The sequence below is a fragment of the Shewanella sp. GD03713 genome (assembly GCF_029843705.1).
Taxonomy (GTDB): Bacteria; Pseudomonadota; Gammaproteobacteria; order Enterobacterales; family Shewanellaceae; genus Shewanella.
On sequence record NZ_JAOCIW010000001.1, the window covers coordinates 3,410,225 to 3,429,926 of the forward strand.

14 protein-coding genes and 1 other RNA gene are annotated in these 19,702 nt (G+C 47.0%); 4 read left to right on the forward strand and 11 right to left on the reverse strand.

The genetic code is table 11. The annotated features are described in order from the left end of the window. Positions 1–2: 2 nt before the first annotated feature. The 3 genes from N5E87_RS14985 to aceB form a co-directional block, all read right to left on the reverse strand. The gene (locus N5E87_RS14985) at positions 3–371 is read right to left on the reverse strand and encodes a hotdog domain-containing protein (protein ID WP_011623516.1); all 369 of its coding nucleotides are present in this window, start codon (positions 369–371) and stop codon (positions 3–5) included. Between the two features lie 374 nt (positions 372–745). After that, entirely contained in the window at positions 746–2,068 is a 1,323-nt protein-coding gene (gene aceA, locus N5E87_RS14990) for an isocitrate lyase (RefSeq protein ID WP_086904378.1), read from the reverse strand. A gap of 143 nt (positions 2,069–2,211) precedes the next feature. Then, positions 2,212–3,861 carry a malate synthase A gene (gene aceB / locus N5E87_RS14995; RefSeq protein ID WP_011626816.1) on the reverse strand — a complete coding sequence of 550 codons (1,650 nt, stop codon included), beginning with the start codon at positions 3,859–3,861 and terminating at the stop codon, positions 2,212–2,214. Between the two features lie 835 nt (positions 3,862–4,696). On the opposite strand from aceB, the gene N5E87_RS15000 reads away from it, so the two are divergent. Beyond that, positions 4,697–7,144, forward strand: coding sequence for a TonB-dependent receptor (locus N5E87_RS15000; protein WP_086904599.1), 2,448 nt, complete (start codon positions 4,697–4,699; stop codon positions 7,142–7,144). Positions 7,145–7,212: 68 nt separating this feature from the next. Here the strand turns inward: N5E87_RS15000 and N5E87_RS15005 are convergent, their stop codons facing one another. From N5E87_RS15005 to N5E87_RS15020, 4 genes are all read right to left on the reverse strand, one after another. Beyond that, positions 7,213–8,982 (reverse strand): monovalent cation:proton antiporter-2 (CPA2) family protein, encoded by a 1,770-nt coding sequence (locus tag N5E87_RS15005; protein WP_086904598.1) that lies wholly within the window; start codon positions 8,980–8,982, stop codon positions 7,213–7,215. A 223-nt stretch (positions 8,983–9,205) separates the two neighbouring features. Further along, a complete protein-coding gene (locus N5E87_RS15010; RefSeq protein WP_086904597.1) occupies positions 9,206–10,933 on the reverse strand; it encodes a GGDEF domain-containing protein in 1,728 nt (575 codons plus the stop codon). 63 nt (positions 10,934–10,996) lie between these two features. Beyond that, positions 10,997–11,209 carry a hypothetical protein gene (locus N5E87_RS15015; protein ID WP_086904596.1) on the reverse strand — a complete coding sequence of 71 codons (213 nt, stop codon included), beginning with the start codon at positions 11,207–11,209 and terminating at the stop codon, positions 10,997–10,999. Between the two features lie 45 nt (positions 11,210–11,254). Further along, the gene (locus N5E87_RS15020) at positions 11,255–12,046 is read right to left on the reverse strand and encodes an SAM-dependent methyltransferase (RefSeq protein ID WP_086904595.1); all 792 of its coding nucleotides are present in this window, start codon (positions 12,044–12,046) and stop codon (positions 11,255–11,257) included. A gap of 403 nt (positions 12,047–12,449) precedes the next feature. Here N5E87_RS15020 and bamE point away from each other — a divergent pair, with 403 nt between their 5' ends. Next, a complete protein-coding gene (bamE, locus tag N5E87_RS15025; RefSeq protein WP_039978606.1) occupies positions 12,450–12,941 on the forward strand; it encodes an outer membrane protein assembly factor BamE in 492 nt (163 codons plus the stop codon). Between the two features lie 75 nt (positions 12,942–13,016). On the opposite strand, the gene N5E87_RS15030 is transcribed toward bamE, so the two are convergent. Both N5E87_RS15030 and N5E87_RS15035 read right to left on the reverse strand, forming a co-directional pair. Beyond that, positions 13,017–13,352 (reverse strand): RnfH family protein, encoded by a 336-nt coding sequence (locus N5E87_RS15030; protein WP_011623525.1) that lies wholly within the window; start codon positions 13,350–13,352, stop codon positions 13,017–13,019. Continuing rightward, positions 13,342–13,779: a type II toxin-antitoxin system RatA family toxin gene (locus tag N5E87_RS15035; RefSeq protein WP_011623526.1), complete on the reverse strand. Its 438-nt coding sequence runs from the start codon at positions 13,777–13,779 to the stop codon at positions 13,342–13,344. The genes N5E87_RS15030 and N5E87_RS15035 overlap by 11 nt, the downstream gene beginning before the upstream one ends. Positions 13,780–14,032: 253 nt before the next feature. On the opposite strand from N5E87_RS15035, the gene smpB reads away from it, so the two are divergent. After that, entirely contained in the window at positions 14,033–14,524 is a 492-nt protein-coding gene (gene smpB / locus N5E87_RS15040; RefSeq protein WP_011071661.1) for an SsrA-binding protein SmpB, read from the forward strand. Positions 14,525–14,596: 72 nt separating this feature from the next. Further along, positions 14,597–14,951, forward strand: a transfer-messenger RNA (tmRNA) gene (ssrA, locus tag N5E87_RS15045). 364 nt (positions 14,952–15,315) lie between these two features. On the opposite strand, the gene N5E87_RS15050 is transcribed toward ssrA, so the two are convergent. Together N5E87_RS15050 and N5E87_RS15055 are read right to left on the reverse strand one after the other, a co-directional pair. After that, positions 15,316–17,016 (reverse strand): toxin-antitoxin system YwqK family antitoxin, encoded by a 1,701-nt coding sequence (locus tag N5E87_RS15050; protein WP_086904594.1) that lies wholly within the window; start codon positions 17,014–17,016, stop codon positions 15,316–15,318. A gap of 9 nt (positions 17,017–17,025) precedes the next feature. After that, positions 17,026–19,260: a hypothetical protein gene (locus N5E87_RS15055; protein ID WP_086904593.1), complete on the reverse strand. Its 2,235-nt coding sequence runs from the start codon at positions 19,258–19,260 to the stop codon at positions 17,026–17,028. Between the last annotated feature and the right edge of the window lie 442 nt (positions 19,261–19,702).

Below are 19,702 nucleotides of genomic sequence, written 5' to 3' on the forward strand. Positions count from 1 at the left end.
CCTTAGGCCGCGTTGGCTCGAATACCATGGGGCACGGGTAAGCCCTGGGCATTCACATTTACAAACACCATCTTATCGATACTAACCACAGGCGCTTGCGTCATCTTATTACGCACTTGGCAACTGACCGTAATGGAACTATGCCCAAGGCTGACAAGCTCCAAACCAAATTCCAACACATCCCCTTGGCGCGCCGGCGTCATAAAATTGATTTCAGAAATCAGCTTAGTCACATGGCTGGAGCTCTTCATCTGGCACGCAGCAAAGATGGCCGCCTCCTCGTCAATCCAACTCAATAACTGGCCGCCAAATAGGGTATTTGCAGGATTTAAATGTTCAGGTTTGACTAAACGACGACTGTAATATTTCATGACGGTGACCTCACTGTGAATGCCAAGTTTTACAGCCAATTCACAGCATTATTTAGGCCAAGATAAATAGCCATTGAATAACAATGAGATAGCGTTAAGTCTTTGTAAAACTGTTAAAAATTTGCACCAACTCGAGTCAGGGTTGCACCAGAATAATCAATTAGATAAAAAAATAGCGACTCAAAGAGTCGCCAAGCTCAGGCAAGCAATGTATTGACTGGGTAGGAAGTTAAGTCACAAGGTTTGACTTAAAAACCCGTGCAGCACATGTAGGCGAACTGCACGGGGGACAACAGCTGCAATGCAGCTAAACACAGGGTTTACGGGTACAACATCTTACGGGTAGAACCTATTCGCGATACAACAGACTTCGCTTAAAACTGCTCTTCTTCGGTCGAGCCAGTCAGCGCCGTCACCGATGAATGACCGCCTTGGATCACTGTGGTGACTTGGTCGAAGTAACCAGTGCCTACTTCCTGTTGATGCGCGACGAAGGTATAGCCTTTCTTCGCTGCTGCAAACTCAACTTCTTGAACTTTCTCAACATAATGCTTCATACCTTCACCACGAGCGTAGTCGTAAGCCAGGTCAAACATGTTGTACCACATGTTATGGATACCCGCTAAAGTGATGAACTGGTACTTGTAGCCCATGTCCGACAACTCTTGTTGGAAGCGCGCAATCGTCGCGTCGTCCAAGTTTTTCTTCCAGTTGAACGAAGGTGAACAGTTGTAGGCCAGTAATTGGTCTGGGTACTGAGCATGGATTGCCTCAGCAAAGCGGCGTGCTTCTTCTAAGTCAGGCTTAGCGGTTTCACACCAAATTAAATCCGCATATGGTGCGTAGGCAAGACCGCGAGAAATTGCTTGATCCAGACCCGCCTTCACGCGGTAGAAACCTTCACTGGTGCGCTCGCCAGTTACGAAGTCACGATCGTATGGGTCACAATCGGAGGTCAATAAATCCGCCGCGTTCGCATCGGTACGAGCGATAACTAAGGTTTCAACACCGCTCACGTCGGCGGCAAGGCGCGCCGCAACTAACTTTTGTACTGCTTCTTGGGTCGGCACTAATACTTTACCACCCATATGGCCACACTTTTTCACTGAGGCTAATTGGTCTTCAAAGTGCACACCGGCTGCGCCAGCGTCGATCATCGACTTCATCAACTCGAACGCATTCAGTACGCCACCAAAACCCGCTTCCGCATCGGCAATAATCGGCAGGAAGTAATCGACAAAGTTTTCTTCTTCCGGATTAACCCCATTGCTCCACTGAATTTGGTCAGCACGGCGGAAGGAGTTGTTAATACGGGCCACGACCGCTGGCACTGAGTTTGCTGGGTATAAAGATTGGTCTGGGTACATAGTGCCCGCTAAGTTAGCGTCGGCCGCCACTTGCCAACCAGACAGGTAAATCGCTTCGATACCGGCTTTAGCCTGTTGTACCGCTTGGCCGCCAGTCAGTGCACCTAACGAGTTCACATAACCTTTTTTTGCGCCACCGTTGACTAAATCCCACAGTTTAGCGGCACCGCGTTTGGCAATGGTGTTTTCGGGTACGATAGAACCACGAAGTGCCACAACTTCCTCTGCAGTGTATGGGCGACGGACGTTTTTCCAACGAGGATTCTCAGCCCAATCTTTTTTGATCGCGTCAATCTGTGCCTGACGTGAAGTCTGTGTTGCCTTAGTCATAGTGTCACTCCTTTCTCTGTGATGTTGTAGCAAGTGAAGCTGCCCCACAGCCTCACCCTGCCCATTGGTTTAATTGGCGGCTTGGCCGCCATAACGCATTCCATGTAAACGCATTCAGTGTTACAGCATTAAAACGCTAATCATTAAGCCGTTAGCATCTCGTAACCGGGTAAGGTTAAGAAATCGACCAACTCATCCGAAGTGGTAATATCCTCAAGCAATACAGCCGCTTGGGTAAATTTGCCGTGGGTGAATCTGTCACCGCCCACTTCTTTTTTCACATTTGCTAACTCTTCCACCAGCATGTCTTTAAACAATTGTTTAGTGACGGGTTTGCCGTTTGAGAGTGACTTGCCATGTTGGATCCATTGCCAAATCGAGGCGCGGGAGATTTCCGCCGTTGCCGCATCTTCCATTAATCCGTAAATCGGCACACAACCGTTGCCACTAATCCACGCCTCAAGGTATTGCAGAGCGATGCGAATATTCAGGCGCATTCCTTGCTCTGTACGCTCACCATCACAGGGTTTTAATAACTCTGCAGCAAGGATCGGTGCATCCACATCACGGGTGATATGCAATTGATTTTGATGATCTTGGCCTATGTATTCGTTAAAGATCCCCATTGCCGTGTCCGCAAGACCAGGGTGAGCGACCCAAGTCCCATCGTGACCATTGCGAGCCTCAAGCTCTTTGTCCTTACGTACCCGTTGCAACACGGTTTCGTTTTGAGCGGGATCCTTCGCTGGAATAAAGGCCGCCATGCCGCCCATCGCCAGTGCGCCACGTTTATGGCAGGTTTTGATCAGCAGTCTTGAATAGGCGCTTAAGAAAGGCGTATCCATGGTCACCGCTTGGCGATCCGGTAATACACGGTCGCTATGACGCTTTAATGTTTTGATATAGCTGAAGATATAATCCCAACGACCACAGTTCAGCGCGACAATGTTTGAGCGTAATTCATAGAGAATTTCGTCCATTTCAAACACCGCGGGTAAGGTCTCAATCAAACAGGTACATTTGATTGTCCCAGGCTGAAGGCAAAATCTTTCTTCAACAAAAGCAAACACTTTTGCCCACCAACGCGCTTCAATATGGCTCTCAAGTTTAGGAATATAGAAGTAAGGACCACTGCCCTTCGCCAGCAATTGGCGATAGTTATGGTAAAAGTACATCGCAAAGTCGAATAACGCGCCGGGAATGGACTGCTGGTTAAATTCAACGTGCTTCTCTTTTAAGTGCAGGCCACGCACACGGCAGATTAATACCGCAGGATTTGGGCCTAACTTATAGTGTTTACCGGTTTCAGGCGCTGTGTACTCAATCTCACCGCGCACGGCATCACGCAGGTTAATCTGACCTTCCACGACTTTCTGCCAGCTCGGTGCTAAGGAGTCTTCAAAATCCGCCATAAACACTTTGGCATTGGCATTAAGTGCATTGATCACCATCTTACGTTCGACGGGACCGGTGATTTCGACACGGCGGTCGAGTAAGTCATTCGGAATGCCGCGGATCTTCCATGCGCCGTCACGAATTGCACGAGTCTCGGGTAAAAAGTCAGGCAAAGCCCCTTTATCGATACGCGCCTGTCTATCTTTACGTTTGGCGAGTAAGGTGGGCACTTCTGTCGCAAATTCACGGCAAAGTGACTCAAGCAACGCCAGCGCGCCTTCGGTAAAAATCACCTCCTGCCCCGGGATGGTATTTCCCACTAAGGCCAGAGTGCCATTCGCAGTGGCCTTATTCTGTGTCGAATTCAATTGCTGTTCACTTAAAGTGTGTTCCGTCATCTTCTCGCCCTCCCAAGAGGCTAACCTTTTGCTCGTTTACGACCCGTTACCAGCAAAGACATGAGTAACATGTACAAACATTCACCACAAAACATTCAAATGTTCGTTTAGAACCAAAACTTACAGACAAACATTTGTATTTGCAACTATCCAAAAGTGCCATAACCGCTAAAAAATTTGACCAAAAAACCTCTCAAAATTGGTCTGACCAAGACACAAAGTCAAATACAAGCAGATGATAAATAACAACTTTAAAAATGTTAACTAAATAAGATTTTTCTTATCGTGAAATTTGTCAGACAACTTTACCACTACAAGCGCAATGTAATTTTATACGTAATTTAATTACCTATTGAAAATTTAAATATACAGCATTTTTAACCTATTCGACCTAAGTAGAAACCTGTGTGCGTTTTGAACTCCACCCGGAGGAAAGCGGTAAAAATCAACAAAACCAATCAATTAACAAAATAGAAACAGATTAAAAATTTAAACACTCGTTTAACTGTTACGTTTACGTAAACAGTCGAATAAGAAAGGGAAGAGTGACAGGGATCACGGGTTATGTTTCTCGATCAAAAACCCGAGTCGATATGGTTAACCCAAAAAATAAATCACTTTTTTATAAAAAAAATGAAACAAATTAGAATTCTGACCACGTGTTGCTTCATATGAGGGCAGCAAGTGATAGTGAAGGTCTTTATCCCCAACACAGTTAACCGTATTTCATATGTAAAGATAACCAAGGTTCATGGTCTTTTAAGTGCCAAACAAGGGGTTGCAAACTAGATGAAAATCATTATCATTCGCGACCTTTCTGATTGGGGGACTTTCAATGCCAGTATTACAGCCTGTATTTCGCTTATCGCTTATTGCACTCGCCTGCCTCAGTGCTTTACCACACACAACCTATGCCGATGACACACCTTCAGCTCGCGATGAAAACGTCGAGCGTATAACGGTATACGGCAGACAAAACTCTGTGGTGAAAAACTCAGGACTTGCGACTAAGTCAGATATGTCCTTGATGGAAACCCCTGCGGCGGTTGTTATCGTTGACCAGGAGTTGATTAACAGCCAAGGAGTCGACAATCTGCAGGACTTAATTCGCAATATCAGCGGGGTGACTCAAGCGGGCAATAACTACGGCATTGGAGATAACTTAGTGATTCGCGGCCTCGGCGCAAACTACACCTATGACGGCATGTATGGCGGTGCTGGCCTTGGCAATACCTTTAACCCCACTCGCTCCCTAACGAATGTGGAATCCGTGGAGGTTTTAAAAGGGCCTGCGACTGGACTCTATGGCATGGGCAGCGCGGGCGGCGTGATCAACCTGATTGAAAAGAAACCGCAATTTGAATCCAAACACAAAATAACCACAGAAGTTGGTCAGTGGGATACCTACTCGCTCGCCATCGACAGTACAGGTGGAATTACCGATGATCTTGCGTACCGCTTAGTCGCCAAAACCGCCCGCAGTGAAGGCTACCGTGATTTAGGCGCCGACCGTGATGAAGTGTTCGGCTCACTCAAATGGGTATTAAGTGATAGCCAAGATCTGATGCTATCCGGCGCGTATATCAAAGACGCCATTGCCGTTGACTCCATCGGCCATCCAATCCGTATCTACAATGCCGATTCTGTCGGTGGCAAAACCGCGGGCGAAGTCACTTGGCAAGATTTGATTAACGATCCTAAAGGTCAAGGCATACAACTGACCGACGAGCAGCGTCAGCAATTAGCGGCGTCACTCGCCAGTGGTGATGGTTTAACTCCTTATTCCTTTGGTGACGCGGGATTAATTTCTCCCATGGCAAAAGATAACGAAGGTGAAGAATTAAGGTTCAAGCTGACCCACAATATCTACTTTACCGATAATCTGTTCCTCAACCAGCAGTTGCAATATCGCGACTACACTACAGGTTTTGCCCGTCAAACAGGGGCTTACAACTATGTGTACTGGAATAACAAAGGCAAGATAAACGCCGATCCCCGCGCGCCACTGGTTGAAAATGGCGTGCTCTATCCCTTCGCCGCCAGACGTCAGGAATACCGCCAACTCGATGCCGAAGAAACCTCATGGCAGTATTTTGCCGATCTGCGCTATGACTTCCAAATCGGCAATATCGACAACGAATTACTGGTTAACGCTAACTACGAAGACCGCGATATTCGCCTCGAGCAATTCTCGATTTACGATGCGGATCAGGTGATTAAAAACAAACAAGGCGAAGTGATTTACCGTGGTTCGCTGCCGTACATTTACGATATCCGCAATCCAAATTGGGGAACGGGTAAATTTGCCGACTACGATCCACTCAAAACCGCCAACTACAACAAAAAAGTCAGCGCTTGGGGCTTAGGCGTGCAACATGTGGGTTATTTAGGTTATGGCTTTACCACCCGTGTTGGCGTGGCCTTTAACGAAATCAAACAGAGCTATGAGCACTTAGGTGTGGATGAGCGCTACAGCGCAAGTCAAGCGAGCCCCACTCCAGAGGAAGATAGCAAAGATAACGGCGTGACCTACAACTTGGGCTTAACTTATATGCCCATTGATGATTTATCATTTTTCGTCAATCACTCAAAGGGCCGCACCGCCTATAGCATCTTAGGCTCAATCACGGGGGAAAATACCGACCGCGAAGACTCAGAATCCGTTAGTAACGATCTCGGCATGCGCTTTAAAGCCTTTGACGATCAGATGCTAGCATCGCTGGTGTTCTTTAAAAGCTCACGCACTAATGTGCCTTACAACAACCCAGACTATAACGCTGGTGTGTCAGGTGCCGAGGTGCCCGTGTACTTTTACGATGGCAGCGAAGATACCCAAGGGGTCGAGTTGGATCTCAATGCCCACTTAAACGATAACTGGCGCATCAACCTTAACGGCATGTATCAAGACGCTAGGGATAAACAAAACCCGAATGACAAAGCCAACTACGACAGCCGTCAAAAAGGTGTGCCCTATGTGACCGCCAGTGCTTGGGTAACCTATGGTGCAGACTGGTTTGCCTTAACAAGCCCTATTGAGCTCAGTTTAGGCGCCAAGTATGTGGATGATAGAAGCACACACTCAAGCTCATTTGGCATTCCAGATGGTTATGTGCCGAGCTACACCTTAGTGGATTCTGCCATCAGCTACGCCACCGACTCTTGGAAGTTACAATTGAATATCAATAACCTATTCAATAAAGACTATTACAGCAAGGCGATGTTCCTCGGTGGCATGCCAGGCGAAGAGCGTAATGTGAAGCTGCAATATAGCTACAGTTTCTAAGCGTTTTCCTTAAACCCATAAACAACAAGAGAGCCCGTTGGCTCTCTTGTTTGTTTTAGCTGGCAGACTTAACTGACGTTTTCCCGGTCGCCACGCATCAGCGACTCCAACTCGGCTTTCCCCTTAGTGGATAAATCAATCAGCTTGGCTAAATCATGCTGATGGGCAGCACTGGCGATCACCAGCTTTTTATCGTGCTCGGCAAAAATCTTCACCCTTTCATTGGCTTGTACCTGTGATAAGCCTAAGCCCTGCAAAATCTTCTCACTGGCAGACAAAGCCGAACCAAAGGTTTCACGGAACACATCGGTCACCCCAAGGCTCATTAATCGATAGGCGTGGTTACGGTCCCGCGCCCGAGCGACAATATTGATATGGGGGAAATGGGTTTTCACCTGCTGGGCAATTTCAATCGAATCCTCAACATTATCAACGGCCAGAAGCAACAAGCGAGAGCGCGCAATCCCGGCCGACATCAACATATCCAAGCGTCTGGCATCACCAAAATAGACCTCACCGCCGTATTTGCGGATCACATCCACATGGCTGGCATCTTTATCTAAGGCCACAAACGGAATGCCCGATGACGCTAAAATACGCCCAGTGATCTGCCCTACCCGCCCAAATCCGGCGATCACCACCTCAGATTCAGTCACATTAATGGTATCAGGCAAACGTGTATCTACCACCTTAGGCTTAGTGGCTCTAAATAGTGTGAAAATCATCGGTGTGACAGCCATGGATAAGCCAATGGCGAGCACTAAGATTTGGGCGATTTTATCATCCACTATGCTGGATAATTGCGCCTGCGACAGCAGCACAAAGGCAAACTCACCGCCCTCTGCCAAGATAAGCCCTAGGGCAATACTCGGGCGCCATGTATGGTGACGCACTCGGCCAAGCAGCATCAGCACTAGGGTCTTAATCAATAACATGCCCAGCAAAATCGCGAGGATAAGTAAGGGATCGGTTAAAAACAGCTTGAGATCCATACTCATGCCGACCGCCATAAAAAACAGTCCAAGCAGTAAGCCCTTAAAAGGTTCGATATCGGTTTCGAGCTGATGTCGGTAGCTGGAGTTCGCCAGCATAATTCCGGCTAAAAACGCCCCCATACCCGCCGATAGCCCCAGCCACTCCATCAATTCGGCACTGCCCATCACCAGCAATAGTGCAAAGGCGGTTAACACTTCGCGAACCCCGCTGCTGGCAACGAGTTTAAGTAACCGCGGCAACAAATATTTGCCCACCAACACAAAGCCCACTAATGCCACACAGGTCCAATACCAAGGCACCGCATGGTGCTCAATCTGGGCCGAATTAGGCGCAAGGTAAGCGGTTAATAGCAACATGGGGATCACGGCGAGATCTTGCATTAACAACACCCCAAAGGCATCGCGGCCAAGCGGGGTGGTCAGTAGTCTATGTTCGCTCATCAACTGCACCGCAAAAGCCGTCGATGACAAGGATAACGCCGCGCCAACCACTAATGCAGCCTCAATGGATAAGCCAAATCCCCAAGCTAAACCGCCAATTGCCGCCCAAGAAAGGAGTAACTGACCACTGCCGAGACCAAAGATGGCGCTGCGCAGCTCCCATAACTTGCTCGGATTGAGTTCAAGCCCGAGCACAAACAGCATCAATACCACACCCAGCTCGGCAAAATGCAACACGGCTGCGGGATCAGACACCAGCGCCATGCCGCCAGGCCCTAAAATCACCCCAGCAGCGAGGTAAGACAGAATCGGTCCTGCGCCAAAACGTTTGCCCAAGGGTACAAAAATCACCGCGGCCAATAAAAATAACAGTACAGAAGTGAGCAGACTCGACTCTTCCATTAGGGCTCCACAACGTTAGCGAAAGGCAAAAATAGGGGTATGTCCTTAAGCGAAAAAAGCTTCGGCTACCGCTGGCAATCATACTCTAGTTATGCAGGAAAAAGTGTGAAAAATTGACCTAAAAATCATCGAGCAAACGCAAGAAATAACCGAAAAAGCGAAAGAAGAAAACCGCGTTACATTAACCTAAACAGTCAGTTACACAGACAATACAACTCGTATCCTACTGCCTTGCCAACTGGCTGGTAATATTGGTGGCGCGTTTATCGGAGGCTAAAGCGTCCTCATAACAGAATACACTGTTACGGCCATTCGATTTTGCGGCATACAGCGCCATATCGGCACGGTGCAGCAGAGGATCTAGGCTTAAGTCTTCTTTTGTCATACCGCTAACCCCAAAGCTCGCGGTGATAGTAAATTTATGCCCCGACAGATGCGTATCAATGGCTTCGATTCGGCTTCGGCATTGTTCGGCAACTTCCATCCCCTTAGATTCATTGGCGTAAGGCAAGAATAGCGCAAATTCCTCACCGCCAATCCGAGCAAACACATCACCATTGCGCACATGGGGTTTTAACGCCTCAACGACTTTTTTCAGCGCCCAGTCACCCGTACCATGGCCGTAGGAATCATTAATCCGTTTAAAATGATCTAAGTCGAATAAAATCACGCAAAAATCGCCCCCTCGGGCAGCGGCTTGCACAAACAGATTTTCACCCAGGTCTTGCCCTGCACCACGGTTAAGCACGCCCGTCAAAGCATCCATTCTGGCCATACGCATAAAACGCCGTTTTTGCAAATTGCCCACGACTAACAAAATCGCGAGGAAAAACAGCCCGCCCACTAATATCGTGATAAACATCAGCATATTAGTGTACTCGCGCTCTTTTACCGTTTGCTGAGCGATGTAAAGTTCGCGCTCTTTATTTAGCAAGTTGATTTCACGCGCCTGCTCATCAGCATTAAACTTAGCCGCCTGATAAGCAAGGGTTTTCATCTTCGACTCATCAAAAATCAGTTGATTATAATGTTGCTCTTTTCTGGAGTATTCATAGGCTTGTTCAAATTGTTTGTCCGCCGCCATCAACTCGGCAAACACTTTGTAGGCAATATGCTTATGTTCGATATAACTATTATCATCGGGAAATGTGAGCACTTTAACAGCGTGACTTTTCGCTTGCACCAGCTCACCCGTTGCAAAGTAATTCTCGGCAAGTAGTGCATGCACATGGCTGATTTCTAATTGAAATTGAAAAGCTTCATACCCTTTTAACGCTAATAGCAAAATCGCTCTCGCGCCTAAATAGTCACCTCGCTCCTGCAAAACCATCCCTTTGCCTTTCATCGACATAGTCGCCAAAAGGGGAAATTGCTTCGCATCACAATATTGACGGCTATCTTCGAAGGCGTCGAAGGCATCGGGACTTTTCACTCCGAGCAAGTAAATCGCCCGCAGCAATTTGGCATGGCAAATATCGCGGACATCGGCTTCCTGAGCGAGTTGTAACACCTTATTGGCATAGAGGCCCATATCGCTATAAGCGTCCATTTCAGAATAAATATTGGCAATTCTTAGATAGGAGTGACGTTTAATCGTAACATCATCGATATTCACCACTAAGGCTAATGCTTTGGCAACAGCCGACAAGGCTTTGTCATAGTCGCGCATCCCTATATAGACCGTGGCTTGATAACTATAAATCGACGCTAATAATTCAGGACTTGTGATTAAGGTTTCGGCCTGACGCAGATCGTCTAACGCTTTGGCATATTCACTGACAAAAATATAACTAATGGCTCTGTCAATTCTTAGTCTGCCTTTTTGTGTTGGGGTTAATCCGCTAAATGCGGTCTCATATTCGGCCAGTTTTTTCTGCGCGGCGCTAAAATCAGATTGCAGTAATACATCAAGCTCATTGAGTGCCTGATCAAAATCGAGAGAGTTAGCCATCAATGCTGTCGAACACAAAGCAAAGATGGCTAATAGGGCACAACGTAACCGTTTCAAGATAAGTTAATTATTACCATGATTCACTAATAAGAAGGCTTGATAGTCTTGGTCGCCACTTAAGGTTTTGAGCTTTTCCATATCCCCAGTCATTACAGCGTTAATTTCTTCATCAGTTAATCCATGGGCACGCATCACCGCCTCGGGATTCTGCTTATAATCTTCCATTAACTGCGCATCTTGGCCTAACTGGGTAAAAAAATCCGATAATGCAGACATGTTTTTTTCCTTATTGTTAATAATGACTCAGTATCACACTTCAATTTAGCCCAAATCTTCGGGACCGATCCCTAACTTAGCCAAAATAGCATAGTTGTACTCTAGCTTTTTTGCTGGCGGAATTAACAACGTACTAATCGGTGTTAAGTGTGCTTGGGGTAAATTCGCTAAGGGTAAACGCTCGATACGGGGGGCTTGGATTGGCAAATTGGCCGCTTCGTAGATGACCACCTCATGGTCGAGGGGATACCATTGATTCAACTGCTCCACGAGGATCTGCAACCTATCACTCGAGGTATGAAATTGGGTTAGGGTATGTTCGCCCGCAATCGCGATTTGCCAGAGTAATAAGTGGGTGGTGGTATCGGGCACATGGTTGAAAAACATAAACTGGCTGGCTTCAAAGCTTTGATGCCCGGAGTTGCCAGGATCAATCCCTAAGTCGGCCCACAGGCAAGCTTCGGCCGAAATCCCCGGCTCCATCTTGACCGAAAACCCTTCGGCCTTGGCGCGAGTTATCGCCATATGGGATACACAGGCAAATACCCCCGGATGACCATAGAGTGCACACACGGTTTTTTTACCCGCTCTCACCGCATCTAGAATGGCATTGACCATTTGCTCGTAGGTGTCTCGACGATTTTTAACTTCACCATTTTGCGCATAAAACTGCTGCAAATTGATGACATTGGGGTTGAGCTTCGTCAACCAACGCTGCGAAAAACCGTCGGGTAAGAGTGAAAATACAATATCGGCATGTTCAATATAGCTGCGGCTTAATACGCTAATTTGCCCCGCGAGCTGTAACCCAGTACCCACACAAACGAGTGATCCCAATGGTCTCTCCTAAAAATGCACTGCCGCAGGCTTATTGATGAACTCAAACCGTCATCTTGATAGCAACCGCTAAACCCTATGCTACTCCCTAAAGTAGCGAAAAAATGCTAACACCATCAAAGTAAAACACTTTCACAACTTTACCCATGTTTTCACAACATTGCTACATGACTATTTCGACTTTGCTTAACTTTACGGTTTTTCAGCGCAATTTACCGTGGGGCAGCTTATTTAAGCCCAATGATCAGCATAAAAATCTTCACTCACAGCGAACTAAAACGCGCCGCTTAGGTCGAAAACTCACACAATTGCAACGATAAGCGCCGCAACGCCCAATTACCCTTGTCATAAGGGGGAGTGCTTGGGTATGATGGCCGCCAGATTTTCAGAAGTAGCGCATACAATGATCAATAAAAAGCAAAGTCTTACCCTGCTGAGCGCCATTGCGCTCTCAGTTTCGCTCAGTGCCTGTAGCGTGTTTGATTGGCTGATCTATAAGCCCGATATTCCGCAAGGCAACTACATGGAGCCGCAACAGGTTGAAAAGTTGCGTATCGACATGACCAAAGAGCAGGCCGAATACATTCTTGGTCGCCCAGTATTGCGTGACAGCTTTGCCGATGACACTTGGTATTATGTGTACCACTATAAGAGTGGCCGTGATGCGAGCATTACCCACAAAGAACTGATCCTGCACTTTACCGGTAACAAATTAAGCTTAGTGAAGGGCGACTATGAATTAAGCCCAGAGTTTAATACGCCGCTTGAGCAGAGTAAGTTACCTATGGCCAACACCGCTGAGTCTGCGCCGCTCGTGCCAGCACAGCGCCCGGATGAAAAGCCATTAGTGAAAGAAAATCAAACCGAAGCGCAAGTTCAAAAACCAATCAAGTAAGCATACTGGTTTAACACTTGCCTTAAACACAAAAAGCGCCCATGGCGCTTTTTGTTTGTTCGTATTGCTGACAGATTAAGACACCCGTCCACCGGTCACTTTATTGGCACGACCTTCATCCTTGGCCTTATCGGCACGGCGACGGCGCACATCCTTAGGATCGGCGATCAGCGGGCGATAAATCTCCACTCGCTGCCCCGGTAAAATCACTTGGTCATGCTTAACCACATTGCTAAACACCCCAAGCTTTACCGTTTCTAAATCAATCTCAGGGAAAAAACTCACCATATTGCTCTGACGCACTATGTCAATCGCGCTCGTGCCGGGCAATACGCTAACCGAAATCACCTTTTGCTGAGTCGGCAGCGCATAAATAACATCGACGACGAACTTATCTGCTTCATTTGTCACTGTAAATTACCTTAGCGCGGCTGGTAAATGCCGTCACCATAGACACCATAAGATCATTAAACACTTTACCAAAAGCCATATCGACCAATGAGCTGGAAAACTCGAAATTTAAGTCAAACTCTACCTTACAGGCATCTTCCGTTAACTCGGTAAAACGCCACTGACCGAATAAGTGTTTAAAAGGCCCATTTTCAAGTCTTAACTCGATACTCTTTCCCGGCACCACCTGATTGCGCGTAGTGAAGGTCTTACGGATCCCCGCCTTACTCACATCGACCGAGGCCACCATGGTTTTACCATCAAACTCAAGCACTTTACCGCCAACACAACCGGGTAAAAACTCTTTGTACGACTCAACATCATTGACTAAATCATACATTTGCATCGCACTAAAACGAACTAACACACTTCGAGAAATTTGCGGCATAGGGCTTGGCACTCTCAATCTAAGTAAACACGCTGTCTCAAGCGAACTCCGCGCGCCCTAATCTCTAGGGAAGCTAACAAAATTGGTTTGGATTCTACCACGATACTTAAAAAACGCACCCCTCACATATCCCTATGATGACTAAGCAAAACCGCATAAAAAAACAGCAATAAATTGATGGGGGCTTGAAATAGCTCAAATAAACCCTTATATCCATTTCAAATTGATTCACCGTGCGTATAATGGCGCCACTATGGTAAAGAAAAACTCAAAAAAAGCCGCGCCTGCGACGATCGCACGTAATAAGCGCGCAACCTTCGAATACCGTTTCGAAGAAAAAATGGAAGCCGGCCTGTCCCTCATGGGATGGGAAGTGAAGTCTATCCGCATGGGTAAAGTGAACCTATCGGACTGCTACGTCTTCTTAAAAAATGGCGAAGCCTTTATGCACGGCTGTACCATTATTCCGCTCAATACCGCCTCCACCCATGTGGTGTGCGACCCGATTCGACTGAAGAAATTGCTCTTAAGTCGTAAAGAGTTAGATAAATTAGCCGGTCTTGTTGAGCGCCAAGGCTACTCGATTATCCCTATCTCCATGTACTGGCGTAAAGGGGCTTGGGTCAAAGTGGAAATCGGCCTAGGTAAAGGTAAAAAAGACCACGACAAGCGTGAAGATACTAAGGCGCGTGAGTGGGAAGTGGAAAAAGCCCGCGTAATGAAAAAGGAAAAAACGCGCGGATAATGAACAAACGATTGAACTTGCAGCAAATGATACTAGGTTATCGCCACGCTACGAGTTACAATCAACTTTCTTGGGGGCGATTCTGGATTCGACAGGATTCACGAAACCCTGGGAGCATGCCGAGGGGCGGTTGGCCTCGTTAAAAGCCGCAAAGTTATAGTTGCAAACGACGATAACTACGCTCTAGCCGCTTAATGCCGCTAGCCATCTACCACACGTTTCGCACATGGGCAGTGGATTTGATGGTCATCTCACATCGTGCTAGCGAGGGAACCCTGTCCGGGGGTGAACCGCGAAACAGTACCGGACTCACCGTGTGGGATCCTGTCTTTCGGAGTTCAAACGGTTAAACAATAGAAAGACTAAGCATGTAGCGCCTTGGATGTAGGTTTTCTGGACGCGGGTTCAAGTCCCGCCGCCTCCACCAAATAAAACAAGGACTTAGCAGAAATGCTAAGTCCTTTTTCTTTTCAGTGGCCACAAAATGGCTACATCGAGATATTGCCCACTTAGCTCTTAAGATTTAATGCTCATTATTTTCTTATACCCAAAAGATGACCTTGTGCATTTTTTAGTTTAACTAATGCACTTTGATTGTTTATTTTGTAAACAACCCCAAATGCATCAAGATGTGGCCAATATAGCTGCACATGGGACTACTCAAGAGATATATTTCGATGGGCAGGCAGTTGGGGGAATTACCGGGGCAGAAAAATTTAGCTCAAATCCAAACTGACAGCGCCCCTAAAAATGGGCCACGGCCAGTTTAGATCTGAGCGAGTACAGATACATTATTCACCCACATCGACACCATTTTGATAATGGTATTCGGATGATACTTCGCCGTTGAAGTAGTAAACCAACTTGCCGTGTAACTGGTTATCGACATACTCTTCGCTTCGCTGCAGGCTACCGTCTTCATTGAAGCTGTAGCTTTTCCCTTGCAAAAGGCCTTTGTTATCGTATTGCATCGTACCCAATAAGTGGCCGTTAGCGGACATGGCTCGCCACGGTCCCACTTCGTGCCCCGCTTGGTATTGGCCCTGCCATAACTTCACCTCGCTGTAACTGCTCTCGTCTTGTACTAACCATTTGCCTTCACGCTGGCCGTTAACATATCGGCCTTGGGCTTGCAGTTGTTTATCGAAGCCTCGCTGTAAAAAAGCGCCATGCAACTTATCGTTTTGATAAAACGCTCGATACATTACCGTGCCGTCAGCGGCGATATCGCTCTGCTCGCCGTTGAGCTGTCCTTGTGAATTAAACTGTTCGATACGCGTCGAATCTGGATTTTGAGTGACCCACTTACCAACCTTTAGATCCGATTGATATTGCCCTGTGACAAAACTGCCATTTTCGGCGTTATCTTCACGAAACGCGCCGTGCATTTTGCCTTTACTGTAATTTATCCGCCTGAGAGAGCCATTCCAACCTGCGCCGACATATATCCCTTCGTAGCTGCCTTTAACTCGCTCTTCTCGTTCAAGCAACTCGCCTGCCCTATCAAAACGCTGACGCAGACTCCAGTCTTTTACGGTATCGCGCTGATATTGATAAGTTAGCTTTCCGCTCTCATCGAAGCGCTGCTCGTTGGTTATATGGCCTTTCGCGAGATATTGAGTGTCAATTTGCGAGGTTACATGGCCCGCACTCGCATAGGTTATATCCTGAATTTCACGGCCTTTTGCATCGTATTTCTGCTGCTGGGCTAACCGCCCTTGCGGATCAAAACGTTGTTGTATCCCTACCTGCTTATCATGCTGATAATGTTTAATTTCTCTAGGCACATCAGCGGCTTGATAAACTAACACTTCACCGTGTAATTTTCCTTTGATGTAAAATTCTTTAGTGAATAACCAGCCTTCTTTTGTCCAGTAAAGGCGCTCGCCTTCTCTTTTACCCGTGACCATATTCACGGTTTGCTCTGGCTGACCATTGCTATGGAAGCTTTCATATAAGCCTTCCATTCCCTTAGCGCCATAGGTTACCCGTGTTTGCAGCTGGCCATTGTCAAAATAACTTTGCGCTAATCCAGACTCCACACCATTCGCATAATGTTGATGGTCGCGTAATTGACCATTGAGGTGATAACGTTTTTGCTCCCCATGGAGCCTGCCATTCAGATATTGGTACTCACCCGAGCGTGTTCCATCTTCCCAATAATACAGATGCGTTCCCTGATAACGCCCTTGTGCATCGCTACGTCCCTTGCGAGAGAGTTGACCATTGGGGTGATAAAATTCGAAATCACCGACGATAACACTCTCCGCTAAATTGGGGCCGTTGACTGTCCCCTTAAAAACGGGTTTATCCGTCTCTACATAAAAAAGCGTTACTGGCCACACGCCATTTTGCTCAGTCGCTAGCTGTTTCTGGTAGTAAATCGCCTCACTAGGCACCTCGCTAGGCTGCCATTGTTCGTCGAGTAAGATGCGATCAGCCAACACATTACATGACAGAAATAGTGCAGATAATAGTAATAAGGCTCTCATATCAGTTCCTTAAGGTAAGGCTGGGAATGTAGTAACCCACTGTTTATTGACGGGCTCGCCGCTAACTTTCAGGTATTCAATCGCCTGCACTCGCCCTTGCAGCTCAAACCAACGGTCTTGATGAAGCACTTGCTGTAACGGCCGTTGATAAAAATCGTCGCGCTCCCCCGGCATAAAAGGCGCGAGAGGAATGTTCTGCGTATTTAAAAAACGATAACGGCGCATCACCTCACCCACGGTTTGCGTGGTATCGAGTTCTGGCAATTGAGTGGTATCAATCAGCCAACCATGCTTAGGTTGATACGCAATCGCTTGCCATTCGGGCGTACCCGTACAGCTCAAGGCGCTACTGACTTTAATATCGTAAAAATTACGACGGATCCCATCGGCACTGGTGAGTTGATATAGAACCGTCTTATCAAGATGTTCCGTCATACTGTTTTCGGATTTAATCTGCGTCCATTGCAAGCTGTGGCCGTCCACTTGGGGCGCATCCACCACAGTTAGCGAGCACACGGCGGCTTGCTCGGCGCTTAACTGTAGGCTCACACCATACTTAGCTACCATTTGGGGTTCGAGCAAGGCGGGATCGGCGACTAATGTCTCTTGCGGCTTATCGTAGCGCGCATACATATCATCACGGTAAAGCGTGCGCTGATCCACAGGGGGATAAGCGACGTTCTTCATGTAATCCCCCATTGGAATAAAACGAACATCTTGGGTCAGCTCGCTACTCTCATCCGGTGTATTCACATAGATGGTTAGCGCCTGTGGCTCGGCCGGAAAACTAAACAAGGTAGTGGGTTCAAATTGCATCGATGCAGCTAACCCCAACATATTGCGTTCGGCTGAGGTTAACCAAGCAGGCCCTTCTACCGACGGCGATTGGTACTTCATCATGGCGCCTTCGGCACCGTCAAATCGCCCCGCTAACCAAGATTTATGGGTTGGGTCGCGCGATGTGAGCACATAAGAGAAGGGCTTATCGGGGATCGGAGCAAATTCCAGCTGTAAATCTTTATACTGTAGGGACACCGTTTTGTTTGGATCGGGTGTTAATGCCAGTTTAACCAGCTTGGCGCCCTGATAGTGGGCCTTAGCACGAAACTCAGTCACTTGGGAAAACAGCTCGGAGGGTTCATTCCAACCGACGAGTAAATGTTGCTCTACGGATTTATAAAAACCATCCTTTTCAGCGAAATTAAAGCGATAAATTTTACTGAGTTGTATCGGTAAAACACTGCCATCGGCACTGTGCGCGGTAATATCGGTTAGATGAAACTCTCCCGATGCTTTTAAACCTGAGAAATCATGTTGATAGGTAAGGCTGAGTTGGTCATCATAAAGGTCAAAGTAACCCGCATCGTAGGCAAATACCGCGTCTTGGGTTAAAGATTTATTGGCCTCTTCAAGTGATAATTCGGGCTGTTTTTCATACTCACCCGGTGGGAAGTCATAATCAAAAGCCACTCGCTGCGACAGGTCGCCCAGCTCACGCTCCTTGGGCACCATAATCACATTGCTGCGCATCGTCCCCTTAAAGCCGTAACGCTCAAAGGGCACCTCAGCCACTAACCCCATCTGCACAAGCCATCCTCGGTCGCGCTCGAGCATCAGTTGGCCGTATATTTTGGCTTGCTCACCTTCGCTTTCCACCTGAGCCAGAACATGGGTGTCAGTGACCTTTAACACGGTAAGCTTTGAGTTAGCATGGCCTTGATAGGCCGGAAGCATCACCACAGCCCCCACTTCAGCGGGTATCGAATTAATAAAAACCGATGAGCTAAAAAGCTTTTTAAGTTCCTGCTCAAGCTCAAGGCCGCGCTCTGCCAGCATGGCTTGCCAGGCTGGTTTATTTAACGCGCTAAATTCTTTAACGCTGCCATCGTCTAAATCTAATGAAAATTCAAAGCCCTGAGAGAAAATGGCATGCATTTCGGGATTTCGCTCAGCCCGTTCGCCGCTGCTCACGCCACTCCCTTGGCCATCTTGCATTTTCATATAATCGACATGCACTTCGAAGCGGCTATTTTTACCTGCCTCGAGCACCTTATAACGCAGTAATTGATGGGATGTGGTCTCCACCGTTTCATTACGGCCACCTGCCTCGACCGAGATGCGGGCAGTGCTATAGACTTGATACGCGCGCTCATCGCCTTTTTGTGGCTTAAACTCCACATCGGCATCGCCAAATGAGCAGGCTGATAAGAGAAAACATGTAACTACGCTAACCAAATACTTCATGGTTATTCCCTGTAACTGAATATTAAAACGCCGCATTATGCCTGTTAATCCAACATAAATACATTTTTGAGGCGATTTTTATCGGGTTCTCTATTTGAGCGAAGCATATTATTGATGGAAAGTGAGCGCGATTTCGAATTGAATTTGCTCTGTGCTGCGGTAGAAGTTCAACAGTAAAAAGAACTATATCAAGCATCCCCAAATAGGATTGCAGCAACTTACGGATAATATTCGATGACGACGCTAGCGACTAAAGCGATTGAACAAGGTAATAGAAAGGTTGTAAAAAAGATAATGACATATATTTTTTGAAATTATTTAATAATATCCATCACAAGCTCAACCCGCAGCCAGATATGACAAAAATACTATAAAATCAAAACTATACTTATCAGTCGCAAATGTTCATTTTGTACGCATGCTAGTAGATTCTTTCCTCATC